The sequence below is a fragment of the Geodermatophilus sp. DSM 44513 genome (assembly GCF_032460525.1).
Classification (GTDB): domain Bacteria; phylum Actinomycetota; class Actinomycetes; order Mycobacteriales; family Geodermatophilaceae; genus Geodermatophilus.
On the sequence record NZ_CP135963.1, the window covers coordinates 1,319,362 to 1,340,513 of the forward strand.

Annotated in this window: 16 protein-coding genes and 1 tRNA gene; 9 read left to right on the plus strand and 8 right to left on the minus strand. The window is 72.0% G+C overall.

Annotated features, from left to right (window positions below; all coding sequences use genetic code 11):
* Window positions 1-5 precede the first annotated feature (5 nt).
* The gene (locus RTG05_RS06470) at window positions 6-1,247 is read right to left on the minus strand and encodes a GNAT family N-acetyltransferase (RefSeq protein ID WP_166527952.1); all 1,242 of its coding nucleotides are present in this window, start codon (window positions 1,245-1,247) and stop codon (window positions 6-8) included.
* Between the two features lie 183 nt (window positions 1,248-1,430).
* Here RTG05_RS06470 and RTG05_RS06475 point away from each other — a divergent pair, with 183 nt between their 5' ends.
* Window positions 1,431-3,092, plus strand: coding sequence for a hypothetical protein (locus RTG05_RS06475; protein WP_166527953.1), 1,662 nt, complete (start codon window positions 1,431-1,433; stop codon window positions 3,090-3,092).
* An 80-nt stretch (window positions 3,093-3,172) separates the two neighbouring features.
* A complete protein-coding gene (locus RTG05_RS06480) occupies window positions 3,173-4,147 on the plus strand; it encodes a sigma-70 family RNA polymerase sigma factor (RefSeq protein WP_166527954.1) in 975 nt (324 codons plus the stop codon).
* Between the two features lie 105 nt (window positions 4,148-4,252).
* Here RTG05_RS06480 and larE read toward each other — a convergent pair whose 3' ends face one another.
* Both larE and larA read right to left on the minus strand, forming a co-directional pair.
* Window positions 4,253-5,104: an ATP-dependent sacrificial sulfur transferase LarE gene (larE, locus tag RTG05_RS06485; RefSeq protein WP_166527955.1), complete on the minus strand. Its 852-nt coding sequence runs from the start codon at window positions 5,102-5,104 to the stop codon at window positions 4,253-4,255.
* A gap of 10 nt (window positions 5,105-5,114) precedes the next feature.
* The gene (gene larA / locus RTG05_RS06490; RefSeq protein ID WP_208104827.1) at window positions 5,115-6,407 is read right to left on the minus strand and encodes a nickel-dependent lactate racemase; all 1,293 of its coding nucleotides are present in this window, start codon (window positions 6,405-6,407) and stop codon (window positions 5,115-5,117) included.
* 85 nt (window positions 6,408-6,492) lie between these two features.
* On the opposite strand from larA, the gene larB reads away from it, so the two are divergent.
* Window positions 6,493-7,182 carry a nickel pincer cofactor biosynthesis protein LarB gene (gene larB / locus RTG05_RS06495; protein ID WP_166527957.1) on the plus strand — a complete coding sequence of 230 codons (690 nt, stop codon included), beginning with the start codon at window positions 6,493-6,495 and terminating at the stop codon, window positions 7,180-7,182.
* On the plus strand, window positions 7,179-8,384 hold the full coding sequence (larC, locus tag RTG05_RS06500) for a nickel pincer cofactor biosynthesis protein LarC (protein WP_315912390.1): 1,206 nt from the start codon (window positions 7,179-7,181) through the stop codon (window positions 8,382-8,384). Before larB ends, larC begins: the two co-directional genes overlap by 4 nt.
* 32 nt (window positions 8,385-8,416) lie before the next feature.
* Here the strand turns inward: larC and RTG05_RS06505 are convergent, their stop codons facing one another.
* On the minus strand, window positions 8,417-9,613 hold the full coding sequence (locus tag RTG05_RS06505) for a cyclase family protein (RefSeq protein ID WP_166527958.1): 1,197 nt from the start codon (window positions 9,611-9,613) through the stop codon (window positions 8,417-8,419).
* A gap of 172 nt (window positions 9,614-9,785) precedes the next feature.
* Window positions 9,786-10,682: a factor-independent urate hydroxylase gene (gene pucL, locus RTG05_RS06510; RefSeq protein WP_166527959.1), complete on the minus strand. Its 897-nt coding sequence runs from the start codon at window positions 10,680-10,682 to the stop codon at window positions 9,786-9,788.
* 133 nt (window positions 10,683-10,815) lie between these two features.
* Here pucL and RTG05_RS06515 point away from each other — a divergent pair, with 133 nt between their 5' ends.
* The gene (locus RTG05_RS06515; RefSeq protein ID WP_166527960.1) at window positions 10,816-12,063 is read left to right on the plus strand and encodes a DUF6986 family protein; all 1,248 of its coding nucleotides are present in this window, start codon (window positions 10,816-10,818) and stop codon (window positions 12,061-12,063) included.
* A 16-nt stretch (window positions 12,064-12,079) separates the two neighbouring features.
* Here the strand turns inward: RTG05_RS06515 and allB are convergent, their stop codons facing one another.
* Window positions 12,080-13,552, minus strand: coding sequence for an allantoinase AllB (allB, locus tag RTG05_RS06520; RefSeq protein WP_166527961.1), 1,473 nt, complete (start codon window positions 13,550-13,552; stop codon window positions 12,080-12,082).
* Window positions 13,553-13,671: 119 nt separating this feature from the next.
* Between allB and RTG05_RS06525 the strand changes: the two genes are divergently transcribed.
* From RTG05_RS06525 to RTG05_RS06535, 3 genes are all read left to right on the plus strand, one after another.
* Window positions 13,672-14,511: a bifunctional allantoicase/(S)-ureidoglycine aminohydrolase gene (locus RTG05_RS06525; protein WP_166527962.1), complete on the plus strand. Its 840-nt coding sequence runs from the start codon at window positions 13,672-13,674 to the stop codon at window positions 14,509-14,511.
* A 721-nt stretch (window positions 14,512-15,232) separates the two neighbouring features.
* On the plus strand, window positions 15,233-15,868 hold the full coding sequence (locus RTG05_RS06530; protein ID WP_166527963.1) for a hypothetical protein: 636 nt from the start codon (window positions 15,233-15,235) through the stop codon (window positions 15,866-15,868).
* A 1,012-nt stretch (window positions 15,869-16,880) separates the two neighbouring features.
* Window positions 16,881-18,848 carry a tetratricopeptide repeat protein gene (locus RTG05_RS06535; RefSeq protein WP_166527964.1) on the plus strand — a complete coding sequence of 656 codons (1,968 nt, stop codon included), beginning with the start codon at window positions 16,881-16,883 and terminating at the stop codon, window positions 18,846-18,848.
* 109 nt (window positions 18,849-18,957) lie between these two features.
* Here the strand turns inward: RTG05_RS06535 and RTG05_RS06540 are convergent, their stop codons facing one another.
* Window positions 18,958-19,848 (minus strand): hypothetical protein, encoded by an 891-nt coding sequence (locus tag RTG05_RS06540; protein ID WP_166527965.1) that lies wholly within the window; start codon window positions 19,846-19,848, stop codon window positions 18,958-18,960.
* Between the two features lie 512 nt (window positions 19,849-20,360).
* Between RTG05_RS06540 and RTG05_RS06545 the strand changes: the two genes are divergently transcribed.
* Window positions 20,361-20,648 carry a hypothetical protein gene (locus RTG05_RS06545; RefSeq protein WP_315912391.1) on the plus strand — a complete coding sequence of 96 codons (288 nt, stop codon included), beginning with the start codon at window positions 20,361-20,363 and terminating at the stop codon, window positions 20,646-20,648.
* Between the two features lie 399 nt (window positions 20,649-21,047).
* Here the strand turns inward: RTG05_RS06545 and RTG05_RS06550 are convergent.
* A tRNA-Gly gene (locus RTG05_RS06550) sits at window positions 21,048-21,118 on the minus strand.
* Between the last annotated feature and the right edge of the window lie 34 nt (window positions 21,119-21,152).

The window sequence follows — 21,152 nt, forward strand, 5'->3', positions numbered from 1 at the left end:
TCCTTCTAGAAGTTGTCGGGGCACCAGGGGGTCACCGGCCAGCGGAACGCGGTCGCGGCCTGGGTCACCGCCCCCGGGCTGACCTCGGTCACCCGCCCGGCGGCCTGCAGCGTGGCCAGCGACACCCCGCCGAGCCAGGCCGCGGCCAGCGCCTCGACGTCGAGCACCAGGTCGGGGTCGGCGTCGGTCCGCGCGCAGAAGGCCCCGGCGGGGTGGCCGACCAGCGACCAGCGGCCGTCGTTCCACGGGCAGAACCGGTCGCGCACCTCGAACACCAGGTTGACCCGCGCCGGGTAGCGGCGGGCGGCCAGGGCCCGGCCGACGTCGACCAGCCGCACCCACAGCGCGTCGAACGGCCGGGAGTGCAGCGCCCGGGGCTCGGCGAGCAGGTGGCGCAGCGGGTCGTCCGGCGGGGCGGAGCCGGCCCGCACGGTGCGCACCAGGTCCACCGACAGCAGGAACCGCCACAGCGCGGCGTACGCGGGCGGGGTCAGGCCGCGGACCTCCTCGACGTCGAGGGTGCCGTCGGGCTGGCCGTCGTCGGTCCACCCCCCGCGCACCCGGAAGAGGGCGTAGCCGGTGACCGCGCCGTCCGGCTCGGTGTGCAGCAGGAACCGTCGCGCACTGGCGCCGCGGCGCTGCTCGGGCTCGTCGCGCAGCAGCCGGTCCCACCAGGGTGCGGTGCGCGCCAGGTTGCCCGGGACGGTGCGGCGCAGTCGGTCGTGCAGGCCCACGGCGGCGGCGCGGAACGCCTCGAGTCCGACCTGCTCGACGCTGCCGGTGCCGAGGTCGACGTCCGGCCGCAGGGCCAGCCGGGTCACGTCGCCGGTGAGGTTGCCGCGCCAGGTGGCCGGCGCGTAGCCGAACCGGCCGTAGATCGAGGACTCCGAGGCCCACAGCGCCGCCACCGGCTCCCGCTGCTGCTCGTGCAGCTCGGTGAGCTGGCGGCGCACCAGCGCGGTGAGCACGCCGCGGCGGCGGTGGGTGGGTGCCACGCTCACCCAGGTCACCCCGGCGCAGGGGACGACGGCGCCCGGCGTGGTGAGCTCCCGGCTGTAGATCCCGGCGGTCGCCACGACCCGGTCTCCGTCCCACAGGGCCAGGGAGCGGTCCAGCTCGGCGTGGGCGGGGACGGTGTCGACGAAGGACGCCGGCGGGTCCTCGCCGAACACCGAGAAGAAGGCGCGGCTGAAGACGGGCCACTCCTGCTCCGTGGCGGGGCGCAGCCGGTCGGCGAAGTCGGTCACCGGAGCTGTCTACCCGGCGCGCGGGACCGGCGGCGACCGGGTTCCGCGGTCGCGCCCGCACGCTCCGTGGCGACCGGGCCGCTCGGGCGGGGGCCGTCCCGGGCCCTGGTTAGGGTCGCGGGGAGCCGGGCGCGTCCACGCCGTCGTGTCCCACGACCGTGTGCCCGGCAGGGGGAGGGAGCTGTGCGCTCTCCGACGGTGCCGATCGCCCTGACCGTGGTCCTGCTGGCCGGAGGCTGCGGCGGGGCCTCCGACGAGGGCGGCGGGGAGTCCGGCTCCGCGGTGAGCACCTCCCCGCCCGACGCCCGTCTCACTCTGGTCGCCGACGAGGACCCGGTCGCCGCGGCGGCCTCGACCAGCCGGGCGCTGTTCGACACCGCGGACGTCGCCGTCGTCGCCCGGGACGGCGACACGGCCGGCACCCTGCTGGGCGCCTCGGCCGCCACCGGCCTGGGCGTCCCGCTGCTGCTCGAGCCGTCCGGTGGCGGGCCGGCCGACGCGCTGACCGCCGAGCTGGAGCGGCTCGGGACGACGACGGTTCTGGCCGTGGGTGCCGCCGAGGGCGGCGGCGTGGGTGCTGCCGAGAGGGCAGGGGAGGGCGGGCCCGAGGTGGTCGCCGTGCCCGCCGACGCGGAGGCCGTCGAGGAGGCCACCGGCCTGGACCTCGGCGGTGACCAGCAGGTGGACGGCGGGGCGGAGGCCGCCGCGGTCGCCGGGCTGGACCCCGAGCAGCCGGCCGCCCTGGTGATCGGGGACGCCCCCGAGCCCCCCGCGGGCGACGACCCGGGGGAGCTGCCCGCCGTGGAGCGGGCCGAGCCGCTGGACGGCACGATCGTGCTGAGCACCGGCGGGCCGGAGTCCGTCGCCGGCGTCGCGACCGCGCGGGCGGCCGGCGCGCGGGTGCAGCTGACCGAGGGCACCGACCCCCGCGGCTCGGCCGAGCTGGTGGAGCTGCTGGGCGAGCAGCAGCCGGAGACGGTCGTCGCGCTGGGTGCGGGGTTCGGCGCCGAGGAGGGGCTAGAGTGGAAGCTGGACGTCGCGGCCACCGGCGCGCAGCTGCCCGGTGGCGGCCAGCTGCTGTTCCCCGGGCGGATGATGATCGCCCTCTACGGCAGCACGGAGGGCGCGGCGCTCGGCGTCCTCGGCGAGCAGGACCTGGAGGCCTCGATCGAGCGGGCGCGCAGCACGGCGGCCCCCTACGAGGAGCTGGTCGACGTCCCCGTCGTCCCGGCCTTCGAGATCATCGTGACGGTGGCGTCGTCGGCCGCCGGACCGGACGGCAACTACTCCACCGAGCAGTCGGTGGAGGACGTGCGCCCGTGGGTGGAGGCGGCCGGGGAGGCGGGGCTCTACGTCGTCCTGGACCTGCAGCCCGGGCGCACCGACTTCGTCACCCAGGCCGAGCAGTACCGCCCGCTGCTGGAGCTGCCCCACGTCGGCCTGGCGCTGGACCCCGAGTGGCGGCTCAAGCCCGACCAGGTGCACCTGCAGCAGATCGGCCAGGTGTCCATCGACGAGGTCAACGATGTGGTCACCTGGCTGGCCGACCTCACCCGCGAGAACGCGCTGCCGCAGAAGCTGCTCGTCCTGCACCAGTTCCAGGTGCGGATGATCCCGGAGCGCGAGCGGCTGGACACCTCCCGCGACGAGCTCGCGCTCATGGTGCACGTCGACGGGCAGGGCTCCCAGCCGGCGAAGCAGGACACCTGGCGGGTGCTGCGGCAGACCGAGCCCGACGAGGTCGCCTGGGGCTGGAAGAACTTCTACGACGAGGACCTGCCGGTGCTCACCCCCGAGCAGACGGTCGAGGTCGAGCCGCGCCCGGACCTGGTCAGCTACCAGTAGCCCCATCGGGGCCCGGCGTCTCCCGTCGTGTCGGTCTGCTGTGGTGAGCTGTCGCCGCCCCGAGCCGGAGGAGGACCCCCGTGACCACCGTGCTGACCGACGAGCTGGACCCCCGGTTGCTCGAGCACCGGCGCGAGCTGACCGGCTACTGCTACCGGATGCTCGGGTCGGCCTTCGACGCCGACGATGCCGTGCAGGAGACGATGGTGCGCGCCTGGCGCGGCCTGGGCGACTTCGAGGGCCGCTCGGCGCTGCGCTCGTGGCTGTACCGGATCGCCACCAACGTCTGCCTCGACCAGCTCTCCGGCCGCCAGCGCCGGGCGCTGCCGATGGACCTGTCCGGTCAGCCGTGGCAGCCGGTCCCGGCCTCCCTGGCCGCCCGCCGGCCGGGGACGGCGTGGGTGGAGCCGGTGCTCGACCGGATGGTCGTCGCCGAGGACGCCGACCCCGCCGAGCAGGCCGTGCAGCGGGAGTCGATCCGGCTGGCGTTCGTCTCCGCGCTGCAGCACCTGCCGCCGCGCCAGCGGGCCGTGCTCATCCTGCGCGAGGTGCTGCGCTGGAAGGCCGACGAGGTCGCCGCGCTGCTGGACAGCACGGTGGCATCGGTGAACAGCGCGCTGCAGCGGGCACGGGCCACGATGGCCGCCGTCGGTGCGGACGCCGACACCGAGCCGCTGGACGACGACCACCGGGCGTTGCTCGCCCGCTACGTGGACGCCTTCGCGCGCTACGACGTCGAGGGGCTGGTGGCGCTGCTGCACGAGGACGCCACCCAGCACATGCCACCGTTCGAGATGTGGCTGCGCGGCCGAGACGACATCGGCACCTGGATGCTCGGCCCCGGGGCGGAGTGCCGCGGCTCTCGCGTCCTGGCGACCACCGCCAACGGTGCCCCGGCGCTGGCCCAGTGGCGGCCCGTGCCCGGTGGCGGGTACGCCCCGTGGGCGCTGCACGTGCTGGAGGTGCGCGCCGGCCGGGTCGCGCACGTCTCGAGCTTCCTGAACCTGGACAACGACCTGTTCCGTCGGCTCGGCCTGCCCGTCGACCCGGCCTGAGCCGGCCGCCGCGGCGGACGGGTGGACCGCAGCGGCCCGGAACCGGCGCGGTCCCGGGCCTCCGGTGTGCAGCGATCGCGGGCCGTCGACCAGCGGCCCGCGGGCTCAGCCCTCGCGGACGGCCACCAGCGGCAGGGTGAAGGCGCCGGACTGGATGCCGGCGAGGTCCACGGCGAGGAACCGGAAGCCGGCCGCCCGCACCACGGCCAGCGCCTGCTCGCGCAGCGGGTCGGTGACCAGCGCCGGGAGGTCCTCGACGGCGACCTCCAGGCGGGCGACGTCCCCGTGGTGGCGCACCCGCAGGTCGGCCAGGCCCAGCCGGCGCAGCCCCGCCTCGGCGCGCTCGACTTGCACCAGCTTCTCCGGCGACACCTCGCTGTGGTGCGGGATGCGGGAGGCCAGGCACGGGGCCGCCGGCTTGTCCGCGCACGGCAGCGCGAACGCGCGGGCGACCCGCCGCACCGCGGCCTTGTCCAGGCCGGCGTCGGCCAGCGGGCGCAGCACGGCGTGCGCGGTGGCCGCGCGGGCGCCGGGGCGGTCCGGGCGCCGGGCGTCGTCGGCGTTCTCCCCGTAGGCGACCGCGGTCAGGCCGTACCGGGCCACGACGTCGGAGGAGATCCGGGCGAACAGCTCGTCCTTGCAGTGGAAGCAGCGGTCCGGGCCGTTGCGCCGGTACTCCGGCCGGTCGCCCTCCGCGGTCTCGACCTCCACCACCGGCACCCCGACGTGCGCGGCGACCCGGTGGGCGGCGTCCCGCTCGTCGGCGGCCAGGCTGGGGGAGACCCCGAGCAGCGCGAGCACCCGGCCGGCGCCGAGCGCGTCGGCGGCCAGCGCCAGCAGCACCGAGGAGTCCACCCCGCCGGAGAAGGCGACCCCCAGCCGCGCGGTGCCGGCCAGCCCGGCCTGCAGCGCGGCGACCGCCCGGCGGTCCTCCGGCGGCAGCGACGTCACGGACACGTGCGAGGCCTCAGCGGGCGTCGGCGAGCAGCTCGGCGGCCACGTACGGGATAGTCTGCGGCCCCTCGGGCAGCACGCACACCCGGGCGTCGGGGCCCGCGGCGTCGAGCAGCTCGCGCACCGTGGCGCCGATGTCGCGGGTCTGCTCCAGGTGGGCGGCGGCGAGCGCCTCGTCGGAGAGGTGGCCGGTGTGCATGATCACCCGCGCCCGGCTCTGCACCTTGGCCTGCACCTGCACCTGCCACTGGTCGGGCACCGTCTGCGCCCGGTTCTCGATCACGTCCAGCAGCGCCTGGGGCGACTCCGCGGACTGGAGCACCTCCTTGTAGGAGCCGTGGTCGGGGAAGCCGTCGCGGCACTCCGCGGCGCAGATGATCGCCCCGCCGTCCTTGACCACGGTCGCCGCCGCGGAGATGCCCTTCACGGCCTGGTAGAGGTTCTGGTCCAGCGGGAAGCCGGAGTTGGTCGTGACCACCACGTCGAAGCGCCCGGGCACCGGGGCCATCGCCAGCTCCCGGGCTGCCTCGCGGGCCGCGGCGTGCATGGCGAACAGCTCCCCGGCGAACGCGCCGACCACCTGTTGGTCCCGGTTGAGGGTGACGTCGAAGCCGAAGTGGACGCCGCCCACCGCGGCGACCACCGCGCGGATGTCGTCGTGGACGGGGTTGCCCTCGCAGACCCCCCAGACGGCCTGCGGGGACCCGATGCGCGCGGCGTCGTGCAGGGTGAGCACCGTCTCCAGGCCGGCCAGGCCGGGGACGGCGAGCTTCGGGCCGCCGCTGAACCCGGCGAAGAAGTGCGGCTCGACGAACCCGGTGGTGATGCGGACGTCGGCGTCGACCCAGCGGCGGTCCAGCCAGACGGGGACGCCGTTGCCGTGGGTGCCCATCCAGACCAGCGAGGCGTCGTCGCGGGCGTCGTGGTTGACCACGCGCACCCGGTCGACGACGTCGCCGAGCATGGCCCGGATCTCGGCGTCGGTGTTGCCGCGGTGCGTGCCGGTGGCGACCAGGACGAGGACGTCGTCGTCCGCCACGATGCCGGCGAGCTCGTCGAGCACGGCCGGCACCATGAGGACGCGCGGCTGGGCGCGGGTGCCGTCGCAGACGGAGATGGCCACCGTCTGGCCGGGCCGGACGACCTCGCGCAGCGGCGGCCCGGCCACCGGTTCGCGCAGCGCCGTCCGGAGCACCGCCATCGGGTCCGGCGCACCCGGCACGAAGCGGGGTTCGACGACGGTCGTCCGCTCGTCCGGCAGGTCGACGGTGAGGCCCTGCTCGCCGTAGGCCAGTCGCACCCTCATGGAGATCACCCGTCCCGCTCCGGTCGGACAGCACTTGCCCGGACCCTAACCGCGCGGGCCGGTCGCGGCCGGGCAGGATGCGGGCGTGGACCGCGAGGGGGGCGACCCCGGGTACGTCGACCTGGGCTTCGCGCGGGTGGACACCGACCGGCTGTCCCGCACCGGCGACCCGGAGGTGGTCTACGGGGCCGGCAAGACCCCGGACGAGGTGGTCGCGATCCTCGGGACGCTGCGCGCCGCGACCCCGCACCGACCGGCCCTGGTCACCCGGGCCGACCCCGCGACCGTGGCGGCGGTCCGGCTGCGCTGGCCCGAGGCCCGGGTGGAGGCCACCACGATCGTCGTGGGCGAGCCGCCACCGGCCCGTGGGCTGGTCGGCGTCGTCACCGCCGGGACGTCGGACTCCGCGGTGGCCGCGGAGGCGGCGACCACCGCGCGGGCCTTCGGGGCCGGCGTCGTCCGGGTGACCGACGTCGGCGTCGCCGGGCTGCACCGCGTGCTCGACGTCCGCCCGGTGCTCCAGGACGCCGACATCCTCGTCGTGGTGGCCGGCATGGAGGGCGCGCTGCCCAGCGTCGTCGGCGGGCTGGTCGGCACGCCGGTCGTGGCCGTGCCGACCAGCGTCGGCTACGGGGCCAGCTTCGGCGGGCTGGCCGCGCTGCTGGGGATGCTCAACTCCTGCGCGGCCGGCGTGGTCGTCTGCAACATCGACAACGGCTTCGGCGCCGGGGTGTTCGCCGCGCGGATCGCCCGCCGGACCCAGGCGCCGCGGTGACCGGGCGGGTCGGCTGGCTGGACTGCGGCAACGGCGTGGCCGGCGACATGCTGCTGGGCGCCGTCGTCGGCGCCGGGGTGCCGCTGGCGCACCTCGCCGCGGCGCTGGAGCCGCTGCAGCTGCCGGTCGCGCTGCGCGCCGAGGACGTGTCGCGCGCGGGGCTGCGGGCGGTGCGCGTGGTGGTGGAGGCGCCGGAGGCGGGTCAGCCGACGCGCACGTGGGCCGACGTCCGCGGGCTGCTGGGCCGGCTGCCGGACCCGCTGCGCGCGACGGCGACCGGGGTGTTCGGCGCGCTGGCGGTCGCGGAGGCGGCGGTGCACGGCGTGCCGGAGGACGACGTGCACTTCCACGAGGTGGGCGCACTGGACGCGATCGCCGACGTCGTCGGGGTGTGCGCCGGCCTGGCCGCGCTGGGCCTGGACCGGCTGGTGGTCTCCCCGATCGCGCTCGGCGGGGGGCACGCGCGCACGGCGCACGGGACGATCCCGGTGCCCGGCCCCGCCGTGCTGGCCCTGCTGGCGGCTGCCGGTGCGCCGGGGCGGGGCGGGCCCGACGAGGTCGAGCTGGCCACGCCCACCGGGGTCGCGCTGGCCACCACGCTGGCCGACGGCTTCGGCCCGATGCCGCTGCTGCGCCCGACGGCCACCGGCACCGGCGCCGGCACCCGGGACCCGGCCGGGCGGCCCAACGTGGTGCGGCTGGTCGTGGGGGAGGTCCCGGCGGGGGACCCCGGCACGACGACGGCGGTGGTGCTGGAGGCCAACGTCGACGACCTGGACCCGCGCGCCTGGCCGCTGGTGCTCACCGCCCTGCTGGACGCCGGTGCGCTGGACGCCTGGCTGACCCCGACGCTGATGAAGAAGGGCCGGCCGGCGCACGTCGTCGCGGCGCTCGCCCCGCCGTCCGGTGCGGCGCGGGTCCGGGAGGTGCTGCTGCGCGAGACCACGACCCTCGGCGTCCGCGAGACGTCCGTCGTGCGGCACGCCGTCCGCCGCACGTTCGGCACCGTGGACGTCGACGGGCAGCCGGTCGCCGTCAAGCTCGGGTGGGGGCCGGACGGCGCGGTGCTCAACGCCATGCCCGAGTGGGAGGACGTCGCGCGCGCGGCCGCCGCCCTCGACCGGCCGGTGACGCGGGTGCTGGCCCACGCGCTCGGGCTCGCCGAGGCGCTGGCCGCCCGGACCCCGCCCGGCGGGGAGTGACCCGGCCGGTCACCCCCCACCGCGCGGGCGGCTCAGCCCCAGCTGCGGTGGCGCCCCGGCTGCCCGAGCGCGGCCGGCGGCGCGTTGCCCGCGGTCGCGCCCTGCGCGTACTGCGGCGTCGTCACGTAGACGAACTCGTACACGCCGTCCTCGGCGAGCCCGTCGGTGATGACGCCCTCACCGATCCGGATGCCGTTCTTGACCAGCAGTTCCTGGTGCACCGGGAACACGGCTTGCACCACCGGGTTGCCCAGCACCTCCAGCCCCCAGGTGTCCGAGCCGATGATGGCGGGGCGCCGGTCGGCCAGGTAGCGCGCCTCGGCCAGGTAGATGCCCGGCTCCCGGGCCAGGTAGCGCTCCGGCTCGCTGCGGGCGATCGTGTTCCAGCCGGTGCGGATGAGCACGACGTCGCCGGGGTGGATGGCGTCGATGCCGCCCCGCCTGGCCGCGGCCTGCAGGTCCGCGATGGTGATCCGGTAGTCGTCCAGCAGCACCGGGCCACCGGCCGCGTTCGTCGACAGCGCCTCGCTCGCTCCCCGCTCGAGCTTGAGGCCGAGCACGTCGAGCAGGACGCCGCGGGTGACGATCGGCCCCATGTGCTCGTTGCCGAGGCGGCTCGTCCCGGTGGGTGTGGCGATGTCCGGGCCCTGGAACCCGTTGTAGAAGGTCGCCCCGACGCCGATGTGGTTGAGCCCGTCGAGCTGGGTGACGATCTGGTAGGTGTAGCCCTGCGGGAAGCGCTCCTCGTGGATGCTGACCCGGTTGGCGCCCAGCGGTGTGGTGGTCTGCAGGATGCCGCCGCCCTCGGTGAAGCCGGCGGGGGGCTGGTACCCCGTGACGGTGAGCCGCTGCTCGTAGACCCGCGGCGGCTCGGTCTGGAAGGCCGGGAAGCCGTTGGTCATCAGCTCGCCGAGGTTGTACGTCGTCACCGGGTGGCCGTCGGACAGCAGCTGCAGGGCGGCGGCGGTCTTGGCGGCCGTCACCTCGTTGAACGTGCCGCGCTGGTCGTCCGGGCCGTAGCGGGACGGCGCCCAGCCACCGGCCTCGGCGGCGGCCACGTCGAACATCACGTCGTCGTACTGCTCGCCGCCTCCCGTCCCGCTGGAGCCGTGCGCGGCGGCCGGCGTCGCCCGGGCCAGGCCGGCGGCGCCGAGAGCGGCCGCGCCGGCCAGCCCGAGGGCGGAGCGGCGGGACAGCGCGGTGTGGGTCAGGAAGTGGTCGGGGCGCATGGTGCTCCTCGGGACGTGGCGGCTTCGATGACCTGGCGGTTCGGTGTGACGCAGCTAACTCGCGTGTCCGCGTCCGTGCACCTCGGTGCCGGATCCGCGCAGCCCGGGGGTCTCCGGCGGGTGGCCCGCGCACGTGCCCACCGACCCGGCCCGGGGACGTCGGGGGGTCGGCCTACCAGCCCTGACCGGGGTCGAACGCCGGACCGGGGTCGGGCGCGCCCTCGCGGCGCACGGTGCCCTCGATGAGGCCGTAGGGGCGGTCGTCGGCGTGGAAGACCTCGTTGCGGTTGTCCAGCCCGAAGGGGCTGAGGTCGACCGGGAAGTGGTGCCGGTTGGGCAGGGAGAGGCGGACCTCGGCGACGCCCGGGACGGCGTCGAGCACGGCGCAGCCCATCTCGAACAGCGTCTGCTGCAGCGCGCGGCTGTGGGAGGCGGCGAAGGCCTCGCACAGGGCGGCCCGCGCGCCGTCGAACGCTCCCGCCCAGTCGGCCCCGTCGCCGGTGTGCCACCACTGCGCGGTGACCGAGGTGGCCATCACCCGGTCGTCGGTGGGCTGCAGCGTCGTGTACCGCTCCCGGTAGAAGCCGGCGAACTCCGAGTCGGTGCTCTTGAGCACGGTGAGGTCGCGCAGCCCGGAGACGACCCAGGCGCAGCCGTCGGCGTACGTGACCGTCGCGGTGCGGGTGTACTGGCCCGCACGGACGAAGGCGTGCGGGTTCGGCGCTCCGCCGGAGGCCAGCCGCAGCCACGGGGAGGCCTCGACGCGGACCCGGGCCCGGGTCACCTGCGGGACGTCCTCGACGAAGTGGCGGGCCAGCGCCAGGCCGAAGGACTCGGGCTGGCGCGCGGCGTCGCCGTGCTCCAGGGCGTAGGCGTTGACGGTGTTCTTGACGGCGTCCGTGGTGAGCACCTTGGCGTTGTCGCCGGTGAGGTGGGTGTCGGTGAAGTCGCCGGTCAGCGCGGCACTGACGTTGTAGTCCACGATCTCGTGCGGGTCGGTGTCGCGGTAGACGCGGACCACCCGGGTCTCGGCCTTGCCGTACTGGGTGTGTCCGAGCTGGTGTGCCATCGGTCCTCGACTTCCTCGCTGGGGGAGCGGGTGGGCCCGCACGGAGTGCGAGGGGGAGCATCCTCCGTGCGGGACGGCGCCCACCGGGGAGCAGCCGTGCCCGCACCCGCCGCGGGAGAACGGGAGCACAGGGGTGACCGCGACCAGCGATGAACTGGCCGACCTGCTCGACGAGCGGCTCGCCGCCGCCGACGAGCGGCTGCGCCGGCACTACCCGGGCGACACGGGGGACCGGCAGCCGGTGCACACCGTCTACGTGCCGGCCGACCGGTTCGCAGCGAGCGTGCCCCGGGACTGGGGGCGGGCGGCCCTCGTCCTCCTGGGCGAGCACGCGCCCACGGCGGCCGCCCTCGCCGAGGCCACCGGTGTCCCGGTGTCCCGGGCGGCCGATGCGCACGACCGCGTGCGGGACAAGCTGGCCCGGGAGCCGGTGGAGGACCTGCGGGTGGACTTCGAGGACGGCTACGGGCACCGCGGGGACGACGAGGAGGACCGTGCGGCCGCCGATGTCGCCGCGGCGCTGGCGGAGACCGCGCGGGCCGACGGGCGGCCGCCGTTCCTCGGCATCCGGTTCAAGGGCTTCGAGTCCCCGACCCGCCGCCGTGGCCTGCGCACCCTGGACCTGGTGCTGGCCGGGCTGGTGGGTGCCGGCGGCCTCCCCGAGGGCTTCCTGCTCACGCTGCCCAAGGTCACCTCGGTGGACCAGGTGGCGGCCATGGTCGAGGTCTGCGACCGGCTGGAGTCGGCGTACGCGCTGCCGGCCGGCCGGCTCCGCTTCGAGGTCCAGGTGGAGACCCCGCAGGCGCTGCTGGCCGCGGACGGCACCGTCACCGTGGCGCGGATGGTCGCCGCGTCGGCCGGCCGCTGCGTCGGGCTGCACTACGGCACCTTCGACTACAGCGCGGCGCTGGGGGTGGCCGCGGCGTACCAGAGCCCGGAGCACCCGGTGGCCGACCACGCCAAGGCCGTCATGCAGGTGGCCGCGGCCGGCACCGGGGTGCGGCTGTCGGACGGGTCGACCAACGTCGTGCCGGTCGGGGGGCCGGAGGCCGTCCGGAGCGCGTGGCGGCTGCACGCCCGCCTGGTCACCCGGTCGCTGGAGCGCGGCTACTACCAGGGCTGGGACGTGCACCCGGGGCACCTGCCCACCCGCTACCTGGCCACCTACGCCTTCTTCCGCGGCGGGCTGGCCGACGCCGGCGACCGGATCCGGGGCTACCTCGAGCGCATCGAGGGCGGCGTGCTGGACGAGCCGGCCACCGCGCAGGCGCTGGCCGGCGCGGTGCTCCGCGGCGTCGACTGCGGCGCGGTCACGCCGGAGGAGGCGGCGGCCGCCACCGGGGTGGACCGGGCGCAGCTGGAGGTGCTGGCCCGCCGCTGACCCGGTCGCGCCGGAGTCAGTCGACCCCCCGGCGGAGCAGCCGCCCGCGCGGGGTCCGGTGGTCGACCTCGGTGCCCCGGAGGAACGTCCGGCGCGCGACGCCGGACAGCGTCCGCCCCTGGTAGGGCGTCACCGGGTGGCGGTGGTGCAGCCTCCCGCCGTCCACCACGAGGGTCTGGTCGGGAGCGAAGACCACCAGGTCGGCGTCCTGGCCGAGGGCGATCCGCCCCTTGGACCGCAGCCCCAGCCGGTCGGCGGGGCGGGCGGCCATCCACTCGACGACCTGCCCCAGCTCCACGCCCCGCTGCCGGGCCTCGGTCCAGACCACGGACAGGGCCAGCTGCACCGAGGCGATGCCTCCCCAGGCGACGCCGAAGTCCCCGTTCTCGGGGTCCTTGAGGGCGGGGGTGGAGGGGGAGTGGTCGGAGGCGATGTAGTCGATGGTGCCGTCGAGCAGGCCCGCCCAGAGCTGCTCGCGGTTGGCGGACTCCCGGATCGGCGGGCAGCACTTGTACTCGGTGCCGCCGTCCGGGACGGCCTCGGAGACCAGGCTCAGGTAGTGCGGGCAGGTCTCGACGGTGAGGTCCAGCCCGTCGGCCTTGGCGCTGCGCAGCATGGGCAGGGCGTCGGAGGACGACAGGTGCAGGACGTGCGTGCGCGCGCCGGTCCAGCGGGTGCGCTCGATGACCTCGGCGATCGCCAGGTTCTCCGCGCCGCGGGGCCGCGAGGCGAGGAACCGGTCGTAGCCGCCGCCCTCGGCGGCCGGGGCGCGGTCGATGGCGCGGGCGTCCTCGGCGTGCACCACCATCAGCGCGTCGAACTCCCGCAGCACCCGCAGGGAGGACTCGAGCTCGTCCAGCGTCAGCGGGGGGAACTCGTCGACGCCGGAGTGCAGCAGGAAGCACTTGAACCCGAACACGCCGTCGTCGTGCAGCTCGCGCAGGTGGCCCTCGTTGCCCGGGACGGCGCCGCCCCAGAAGCCGACGTCGACGAAGACCTGCGGTGCCGCGACGAACTGCTTGAGCTGCAGGGCCGGACGGGTGACCGTCGAGGGGACCGAGTTCAGCGGCATGTCGACGACGGTGGTGATGCCGCCGGCCGCGGCCGCCCGGGTGGCGGTGGCGAAGCCCTCCCACTCGGTGCGCCCGGGTTCGTTCACGTGGACGTGCGCGTCCACCAGGCCGGGGATGAGCGTCTCGTCGTCGGCGAGGGTGACGACCTCGTCGCCCGGCAGGTCGGCGCCCAGCGGCTCGAGGGCGGTGATCCGGCCGCCGGTGACCCCGACCTCGCCGGCGACGGTGCCCGCCGGTGTCAGGACCCGCCGCCCGCGGACGACCAGGTCGAAGCCCGTGGACCGCGGCGCGGGGCGTGGTGTGGGGTCGGTGGCGACGTCCTGCCCCCGCTCGGCGCGCAGCCGGGCCAGCTGCTCGAGGACGGTCGCGGGGTCGTTGACGGCAGCCAGCCGCTGACGGGGTGCACCGTCGGGCATCGGTCGCTCCTGGGTCGGGGTGTTCGCCGGGCGCGTCGTCATCGTCCCGGACACGGCCTGCGGCAGCGTCGGGACACGGCAGGGCACGGGTTACCACCGACGAGGAGAGGACGACCGACGTGACGTCGACCAGGAACAGCTACTACGCGCCCCGGGGCGGGCTGCCCGGGCAGGGCGAGCTCACCACCAACCGGGCGATGTTCACCGAGGCCTACGCCGTGCTGCCGCGGGGGACGATGACCGACATCGTCACCAGCGCCCTGCCGTTCTGGGAGCGCACCCGGCTGTGGGTGGTCGCCCGGCCGCTGTCCGGTTTCGCGGAGACCTTCTCCCAGTACGTCGTGGAGGTCTCACCCGGGGGCGGCAGCGACCGGCCGGAGACCGACCCGGCCGCGGAGGCGGTGCTCTTCGTCGTGGACGGCGCGGTGCGGCTGACGATCGGGGAGGCCTCGCACCGGCTGGAGCCGGGTGGGTACGCGTTCCTGCCGCCGGGGGCGGTGTGGACGCTGCACACCGACGGGGACGACGCGGCGCGATTCCACTGGATCCGCAAGGCCTACCAGCGCGTGGACGGCATCGACGTGCCCGAGCCGTTCGTCACTAACGAGCGCGACGTCGAGCCGGTGCCCATGCCCGACACCCACGGGGTGTGGTCGACGACCCGCTTCGTGGACCCGGCCGACGTCCGCCACGACATGCACGTCAACATCGTCACCTTCGAGCCCGGCGGGGTGATCCCGTTCCCGGAGACGCACGTGATGGAGCACGGGCTGTACGTGCTGGAGGGCAAGGCCGTCTACCTGCTCAACCAGGACTGGGTGGAGGTGGAGGCCGGTGACTTCATGTGGCTCCGCGCGTTCTGCCCGCAGGCCTGCTACGCCGGCGGCCCGGGGCGCTTCCGCTACCTGCTCTACAAGGACGTCAACCGGCACGCGCCGCTGAGCCGCCAGCTGCTCTGAGTGCGCGCTGCTCCGTGCACGCGGCGGAGCGGGCGTAACGGCCTTGTCGCGTCGGGCTGTCCGCTCCACTACCAGCCGTACGCCAGACCGGTGGCGGACGGCGCCTCGCCTGACCGAGGCCTGCGAGGAGCGGCCCGGCGCGGTGGCCAGTCGCCCCACGTCGTCCCCGAGTCTCACGGCACACAAGCGGCATGGGTTCGACGCGAGGCCCATCGACGACTGAGATGTCGAGCCCCACTCGCAGGAGCCGATGTCGCCGAGCGAGCGCTATCGAGGACGTCGAGGGCCGCCCTCTCAATAGCTTCACTGGTTCCGGGCACATGGAAGCTAGCTGCTCTTTGAACCCGCTCAACCCCTAAGCGGAGCTACCCCACCCCCTCGGGCCGTTCTAGTCCGGTGCCTCGACCTGCGCCTTCCAAAAAGCCTCAGTTAAGCAGAGAAGCCCAGCGTGCCCCACACCGTTTGACCCCGAGCGACACAGGTGTGAACCACTCGCTCGCCGTCGGAGTCGATAGCTTCGATAGACAGGACAAACTTGCCAGTCGACAAATCCACGCCAACACATCGAAGGAACAACGGTACGGCCTGCTCACCCGCAGTCTCGATTTCGGGAGGAGTGGGGTGGTCCGGCACTGACCGCCGAGACTAGCGCGTCACCCAGTCATTGTCGGGCCATCCGTCTACCCTCCGCGCGTAGGAACACGAGGGAAGGAGGGGTTCTGTGGCTGAGCTGTCGTGGATCGGCTGGGTGCTGGCGCTGCTCGGACTGCTCGCCGGCTTCATCTACTTCCGGCTGAATCGTAAGGTGAAGCGTATCGAGTGGAAGGTGGGCCTTGATTCGAACTTGATCTCGTTGCACCCAGGGACCACTTTGCACGAGCATGTCACCGTCAATGTTGGCAACGAAACACTAAAGCATCCTCGAGTCGTCATTGTCACAGTCAAGAACACGGGCAATGTTGGGCTTAGTACCAAGACGATGTACCGGCCGTTTTCACTGGTCGTGGATGAGGGAAGTGAGGCGCGAGGGATCAAGATGGTTCGCATTCGCGCAGGACACACAGATCAGGAGGATTTGCCAGCGACGTTCCCCTTGAAACCCGTCATCACGATCCCTGACACTTTGCTGAATTCAGGTGACGAGGTGCGATGCTCTCTGCTCATCGACGGCGTCCCGAACAGTGTCTCTCTAGTGGGTGAAGCCGAGGACTTCGTCATCAAAGGTCGGCGTGAGCCGTCACAAGAAGTGCTCGTAGCACGCATCAAGCTCCTTCAACGAGCGTCCCTCATCACGGCCACCACTGCGGTCGTGGGGTCGGCGTCCTCAGGGGTGATTGCATATCTAAGTGACCGGTAGCCATCGAGCTCACGCAGGACATCCATAAGGTGGCCCCTCGCACGCCAGCACCCCGCCGACGCGCTCGGAACCCCGACCGGCTAACCACTTTCTGGGACGTCACCGTGTCCGGCTGCTGCCTCTACGACTCGTCAATCATCGGCTGGGGTGACTCGGGCAAGGCGCACTTGCCGACAACCAGGTCGAAGCTGCTGAGGTCGTCCGTCCTAGGGCCGTCCTTAATGGGGGAAGATCAGGGACAGGAGAGGAGTCCGGAGGGCGCCCAGGGGGCGCGGGCCTGGGTATCAAGATGCGGTTTTCGGCCTGGTCAGCGTGAGCAAGCGCCTGCTGAGTGATAGGGAGCGGGTGACCGGGATCGAACCGGCATGGCCAGCTTGGAAGGCAGGCCGCCCCGGGCCATATGCCCTGCTCAGGAGCTCGCTAGGGGTCTCATAGAGGCCGTTATGACCACTACGTGACCAATCGCCTTCCCCGGCGCTGCTACTTCGGCGGTTCCGAGATGCATGAGGTGTGTCCCTCTTGATCTTGAGGCTTCTCCGGTGACGCGGCCAGGACTGAACGGCCTCACAGAGGCTCGGTTCGGCCGTCCTCGATGGTCGGTCTTAACGCGGCGTGAGGTCATATCGGCCAAGGTGGTCCTGGTGGCATGGAGCCCATGCCTTCCAACAGGCGTGATCCGCGCGTCACGCCCACCCGAGCGGATGGCGTCGTCGCTGCCAGGCAGCAACGGGCCCTTGCCATCCGGGCTGCTGCCGGGTCAGGTCGTGGAGCTGCTGCGTGTCTCTCAGCGGCACACTCAACGCGACAACGGTTTCAGCTCGTGCCTTCCGAAGGGCCCGTCGGGTGCCAAATCAGACGCTCCAGTTGCTTCGCTCGCTTGCTCCGGGCTGCAACTACATGCCTCGGTTGATGCCCAGCGTCGAGCCGTAGAAGGCGTCGTTGCCCTTCATCTTGAGGGCGCGCTGGCCAAGCGTCTCCAGCATCCGACGGTGCGCGTACTAACGTGGTCCCTGTGAGCCCTAGCAGACCGCGGGAACATGTTCTCGAAGAAGAGTCCCGTCGGGCCTTCCAGGCCGCTCTGCCTGCCAAGTGGGTCCTACGGTCGACGGGGGAGGACGACTACGGCATCGACCGCGAGGTCGAAATCTTCGAGAATGGAACGACCACAGGGCTCACATTCAAGGTGCAGCTGAAGGCTAGCGAGCACCGGGATCCGTCGGGCCCTCTCCGCCGCGTCACCGTTGAGCATGTGCATTACTGGAAAAGCCTGGCTGTGCCAGTCCTTATCGCGTACTATATCGCCGATTCCGGTGAGCTTTTCGGTCGCTGGGCGCACACCGTAGGTCGCGAACCGGGATGGAATCCAGACGCACAGACGACGACGATTCGCTTCGCGCCGAGTGATTCTCTGACCGACGTCAGTGACCGGCTACGCCGTGAAGTGATCATGCACCGGCAGTTGAGCGCGGGGCAGCTTCCACGCCCCTTGCCCCTGCGTCTCCGAGTCGCGCCCAGCTTCACCGTGGCTGCGCAGGCGGAGATCGCAGTGCGGATGCGTGCGGTGCTCGCTGCCAAGGGTCTGAGGAACGACGTGGAGATCCTCCCGGCCGGAGGCGGGGAGGATGTGCCGGCAGTCCTGCTCGAGGTTTCGGTTGATGGTGAAACGGCGATTCGCGCCGCACTGCCAGGTGACTTCGCCTCGATCAGGATCACGGTGCCGCTTGCGGCCTACATGCATGACCGTGGCCTTGAGATGCTTGTCGCCGATCTCTTCGTCGCTGCCGCATGCGCCCTTGAGCGCATCGGTGCCAACGCGGCCGGGGCCAAGCTACTCAGGGAGACCGTTCGCAGCGCCTTCTTGGTGACCAGCCCGGAAGTTGCAGAGCCGGTCGCCGTGATGCTCGGCGAAGCCGGACTTCTGCAAGACGCCCTAATCCTTGTGCTCACGCTCAACGCGTGGGAGGACCCCCAGGCCCGCGACGCTGCCGACCGCTACTTCAACCTCGCATTGAGGGAAATCGGTTGGCTCGATGAGCAACTGCAGACGCTGCTGTTCGACAGCATGCGTCGGCGCGCTGAGATCGAGAAGTCGTCAGCGAACCCGCGCCGCGCCGGACGAGCTCACTACAACTTGGCTCAGGCGCTCAACGCCATGCGGCGAACGGAGGAAGCTCTGGATGAGTTAGAGCTCGCCCTCCAGTATGACCCTAGCTACGCCGAGCGGGACTACTTCTACCGGGAGCGCGGTGGCTTTCGCTGGACGGTGGGGGACTTTGCGGGTGCTGCGCACGACTACGAAGTTGCGCTGACGAAGAGCGGAGACTCTGCCGAACTGCTGCCCCTCCGCGCAGATGCGCTGCTGTGGGCTGGCAAGTACGGGGAAGCTCTAGCTCTTCTGCGTGACTGGACGCCAACTGGACACGACCTCGACCGGTTGGCTGCCCTCGACTTGATCGTGTTGGAAGAGTTGATGAGCGTCACCGGTCTCGATGAACAGGACAGACGGCCGGTCGACCTTGATGAGATCGCCGCCGTCGAGTCCGATCCCGAAGCGTTGGTGGCGCTACTTCGTCTGCGGGACGCCCTGCACCCCGCGATCTGGCACGCCCTCATCACCGATCTCGAGCGACAACTGCCTCGGATCATCACCGTTGCGCTGCTCATGTTGAATCACGCGGGGGCCTGGGCAATGGCAACCGCTGTCGCCTCAGCGCTCCTGGACCGGGACGAGGCCGAGCCGCGTCTCCTTGAGTACCTCGTCGCGTCAGCAGTGCGATTGACGCCGGACGACGAGTACATGCAGGCGATTGAGGAACTTGCCGCTGGTATCGCATCCGACATGGGACCGGAGGAAGCATCGCGTCTGCGGAGCCGCGTGTACGAACAGATGGAGGCGCTACCGGACCGGCCGCTTCCGCACATCACCCGGATCATCATCGATCCTGACGCTGGCGATGGGGCCGCCGAGAGTAGGTCCTGACGACCTCTGACGCGGGCTTACCCCCGGGCTGGACCCACGACTGCTCGTCGCTCGACAACTCAACCGCGCGCGGCCGCCACCTGACCGAGGGTTCGGCCGCCGGTCGCTTTCAAGCCGAGGGGGCCTGATTCTGGCCCGTGTAGTTGAGGCTGCGGACCCTACCGTCCTCTTCGTGGTCCGATGTTCCCGTCGGATTCGGGTAGACGGCTGCGAGCGCGTGACGCATGTCCGACGGACTGTTGAGGGTGAAGCCAGAGGTCGACGGAAAGCCGTGGGTGGCTCGGGATACGAGCAGTCCGATGACGATGTACGGACTGCCCACGTCGACGAGAGTGAGATTGAGAAGCGCTCCCTGCATGTCCAGAAGGGGATTGCGCGTTGGGGTGAATAGGCCACTTGTGTGACGTGGCCCCTGGTAATGGGGAAAGCGGCGAGGGAGGACCAGACGCCCCCCGGACAGAACCCCCTGCGACAAATACGAGCGGGGGTAGACGAAACCTTCAATAATGCAGGCACTCCAGTCACCCAGGGTGCAGTCGCGGTAGTACACATCATGGCCCCCAAAGGCGAGAGTGTCACGAATGCGCACTTGCTCTTTGTAATCATCGAGCCCCCACGCCAATAGTCCAAAGGTAGGCCCATCGGTGGCCAATGGGCTCGTCAAACGGTTTGCGATGAGCCCTAGGCCCTTGGGCTGGCCGTCGCCATCTCGCCCCGAAACGATTCGTCCTTGTCGCTCGCCGGAAAACTGAACAAATCCGTCAAGGTGTAATGACAGCTTGACTCTATCGTCCGCCGTGTAGGGCACGACGTCGGCCGTTGGCAGCATTAGCTCGCTACGGCTGTAGTCGACGGGGAACTTCATGAGGAAGCCCTGTCGCGCTGAATGGTAGGGGGCGGTGACGGCGAAGCCGCCGTCGGATAGTCCCACGATCTTCGTTAGGAGGCGAAGCGTGCCATTGTGGTCCGCTATTGCGATACGAATTCCTTGCTGGGTCACGCGAAGCGTCCTTTCGCACTGGGCGTCGCCTGACAGTGTGCCCCGCGAGCAGCGCCTGCACCGTGAGGTCCCTTGGCTACCCGTGGAGTTCGGCCGGCTCCCATCTCGTGGCTACCCCGACAGGGTTGGTCGAGAGTGATGCCCTGGGCAGCCGCTAGGTGAACGACGAGCGCTCCCTCTGCGCAGTCTCCCCAGCCGGTCGGAACGCTCGCTGACCTTCGGGGGCGATGCCGGGAATCAGAAGCCTTCGTTTGCCCACCGGGTTGCAGTTCTGTTTGCAGTTGGTCGCGTTTGTGACAGGTCGTCCGGATCCACAGTTGTGTGAACGGGCACGTCATCTGGCTTACGGAACGACGGTGAACCGCGGCGAACGCGATTAGGTCGGCCTGGCAGTGTGCGGGCCGGCCATCTGCAGCAGCTCGCCGTCGTAAGTGAGACTGCTCGGCGGGCAACCCTCTCGCAGTTGGCGGCAGCGCGTTATGCGGGACCCTCGCCGTGACGACAATGTCGGCGTGCCTAAGCACGAGCCAATCGATGTGGACGTCCTCTGTCGCGGTGCCCAGAGCGCCGTGCTCTCGGGATTGGCCCGCGGTGACGACGCAATCGACATCCTGGCGGCCTTAGCCTCAACTGATGCGCCGTACCGGTTCGTTCCCGACGTCGCGCTGCTCGAGCTCGCCGTCACCGCGCTCGACTTAGCCTGTCCGGTCGGTGAGCCGCTGCAGTACGAGGGACTTCGGGATCGCCACCTACCTGAGGTGACGTTCCGCGGCCGCGTCGAGCACTGCAACAGTCAGTAGGCCCTCTACGCAGCCGCCTGCGTCCGCGGCGGCCTGCAGCCCGATATCCTGGCCGACGCCGGCTGGTGGCAGACCCCGCTGTGGCAGTACGCCGTCTTCGCCCTCGTCATCTACAGCCGGGCAGCGGCCGAGCGGCTGGCAGTGCCAGTGGAGGACATTGCGCGACGGATCGCCGCTCGGCACGGCCTCAAGCTCACCGCGTGACCACAGTGTGGTCACGCGGCCCCAAGGGGCTGACACAAGGCTGCGACCTCGCCGTATGAGCCGTCTGGCGTGACCACAACATGACCAATGAGGCGGAAAACAGCGGTCAAAAGGGGTCATATTGGGCCTTCCGGAGGGTCCTCCAGACCTTCTCCAGTTGCCCTAGCAGGCAGTTTGACCTGCGGTCTTGCACGGAGCGGGTGACCGGGATCGAACCGGCATGGCCAGCTTGGAAGGCTGGGGCTCTACCATTGAGCTACACCCGCGAGACCGAGGAAGACGCTCCGCGCCCTCGCCGTG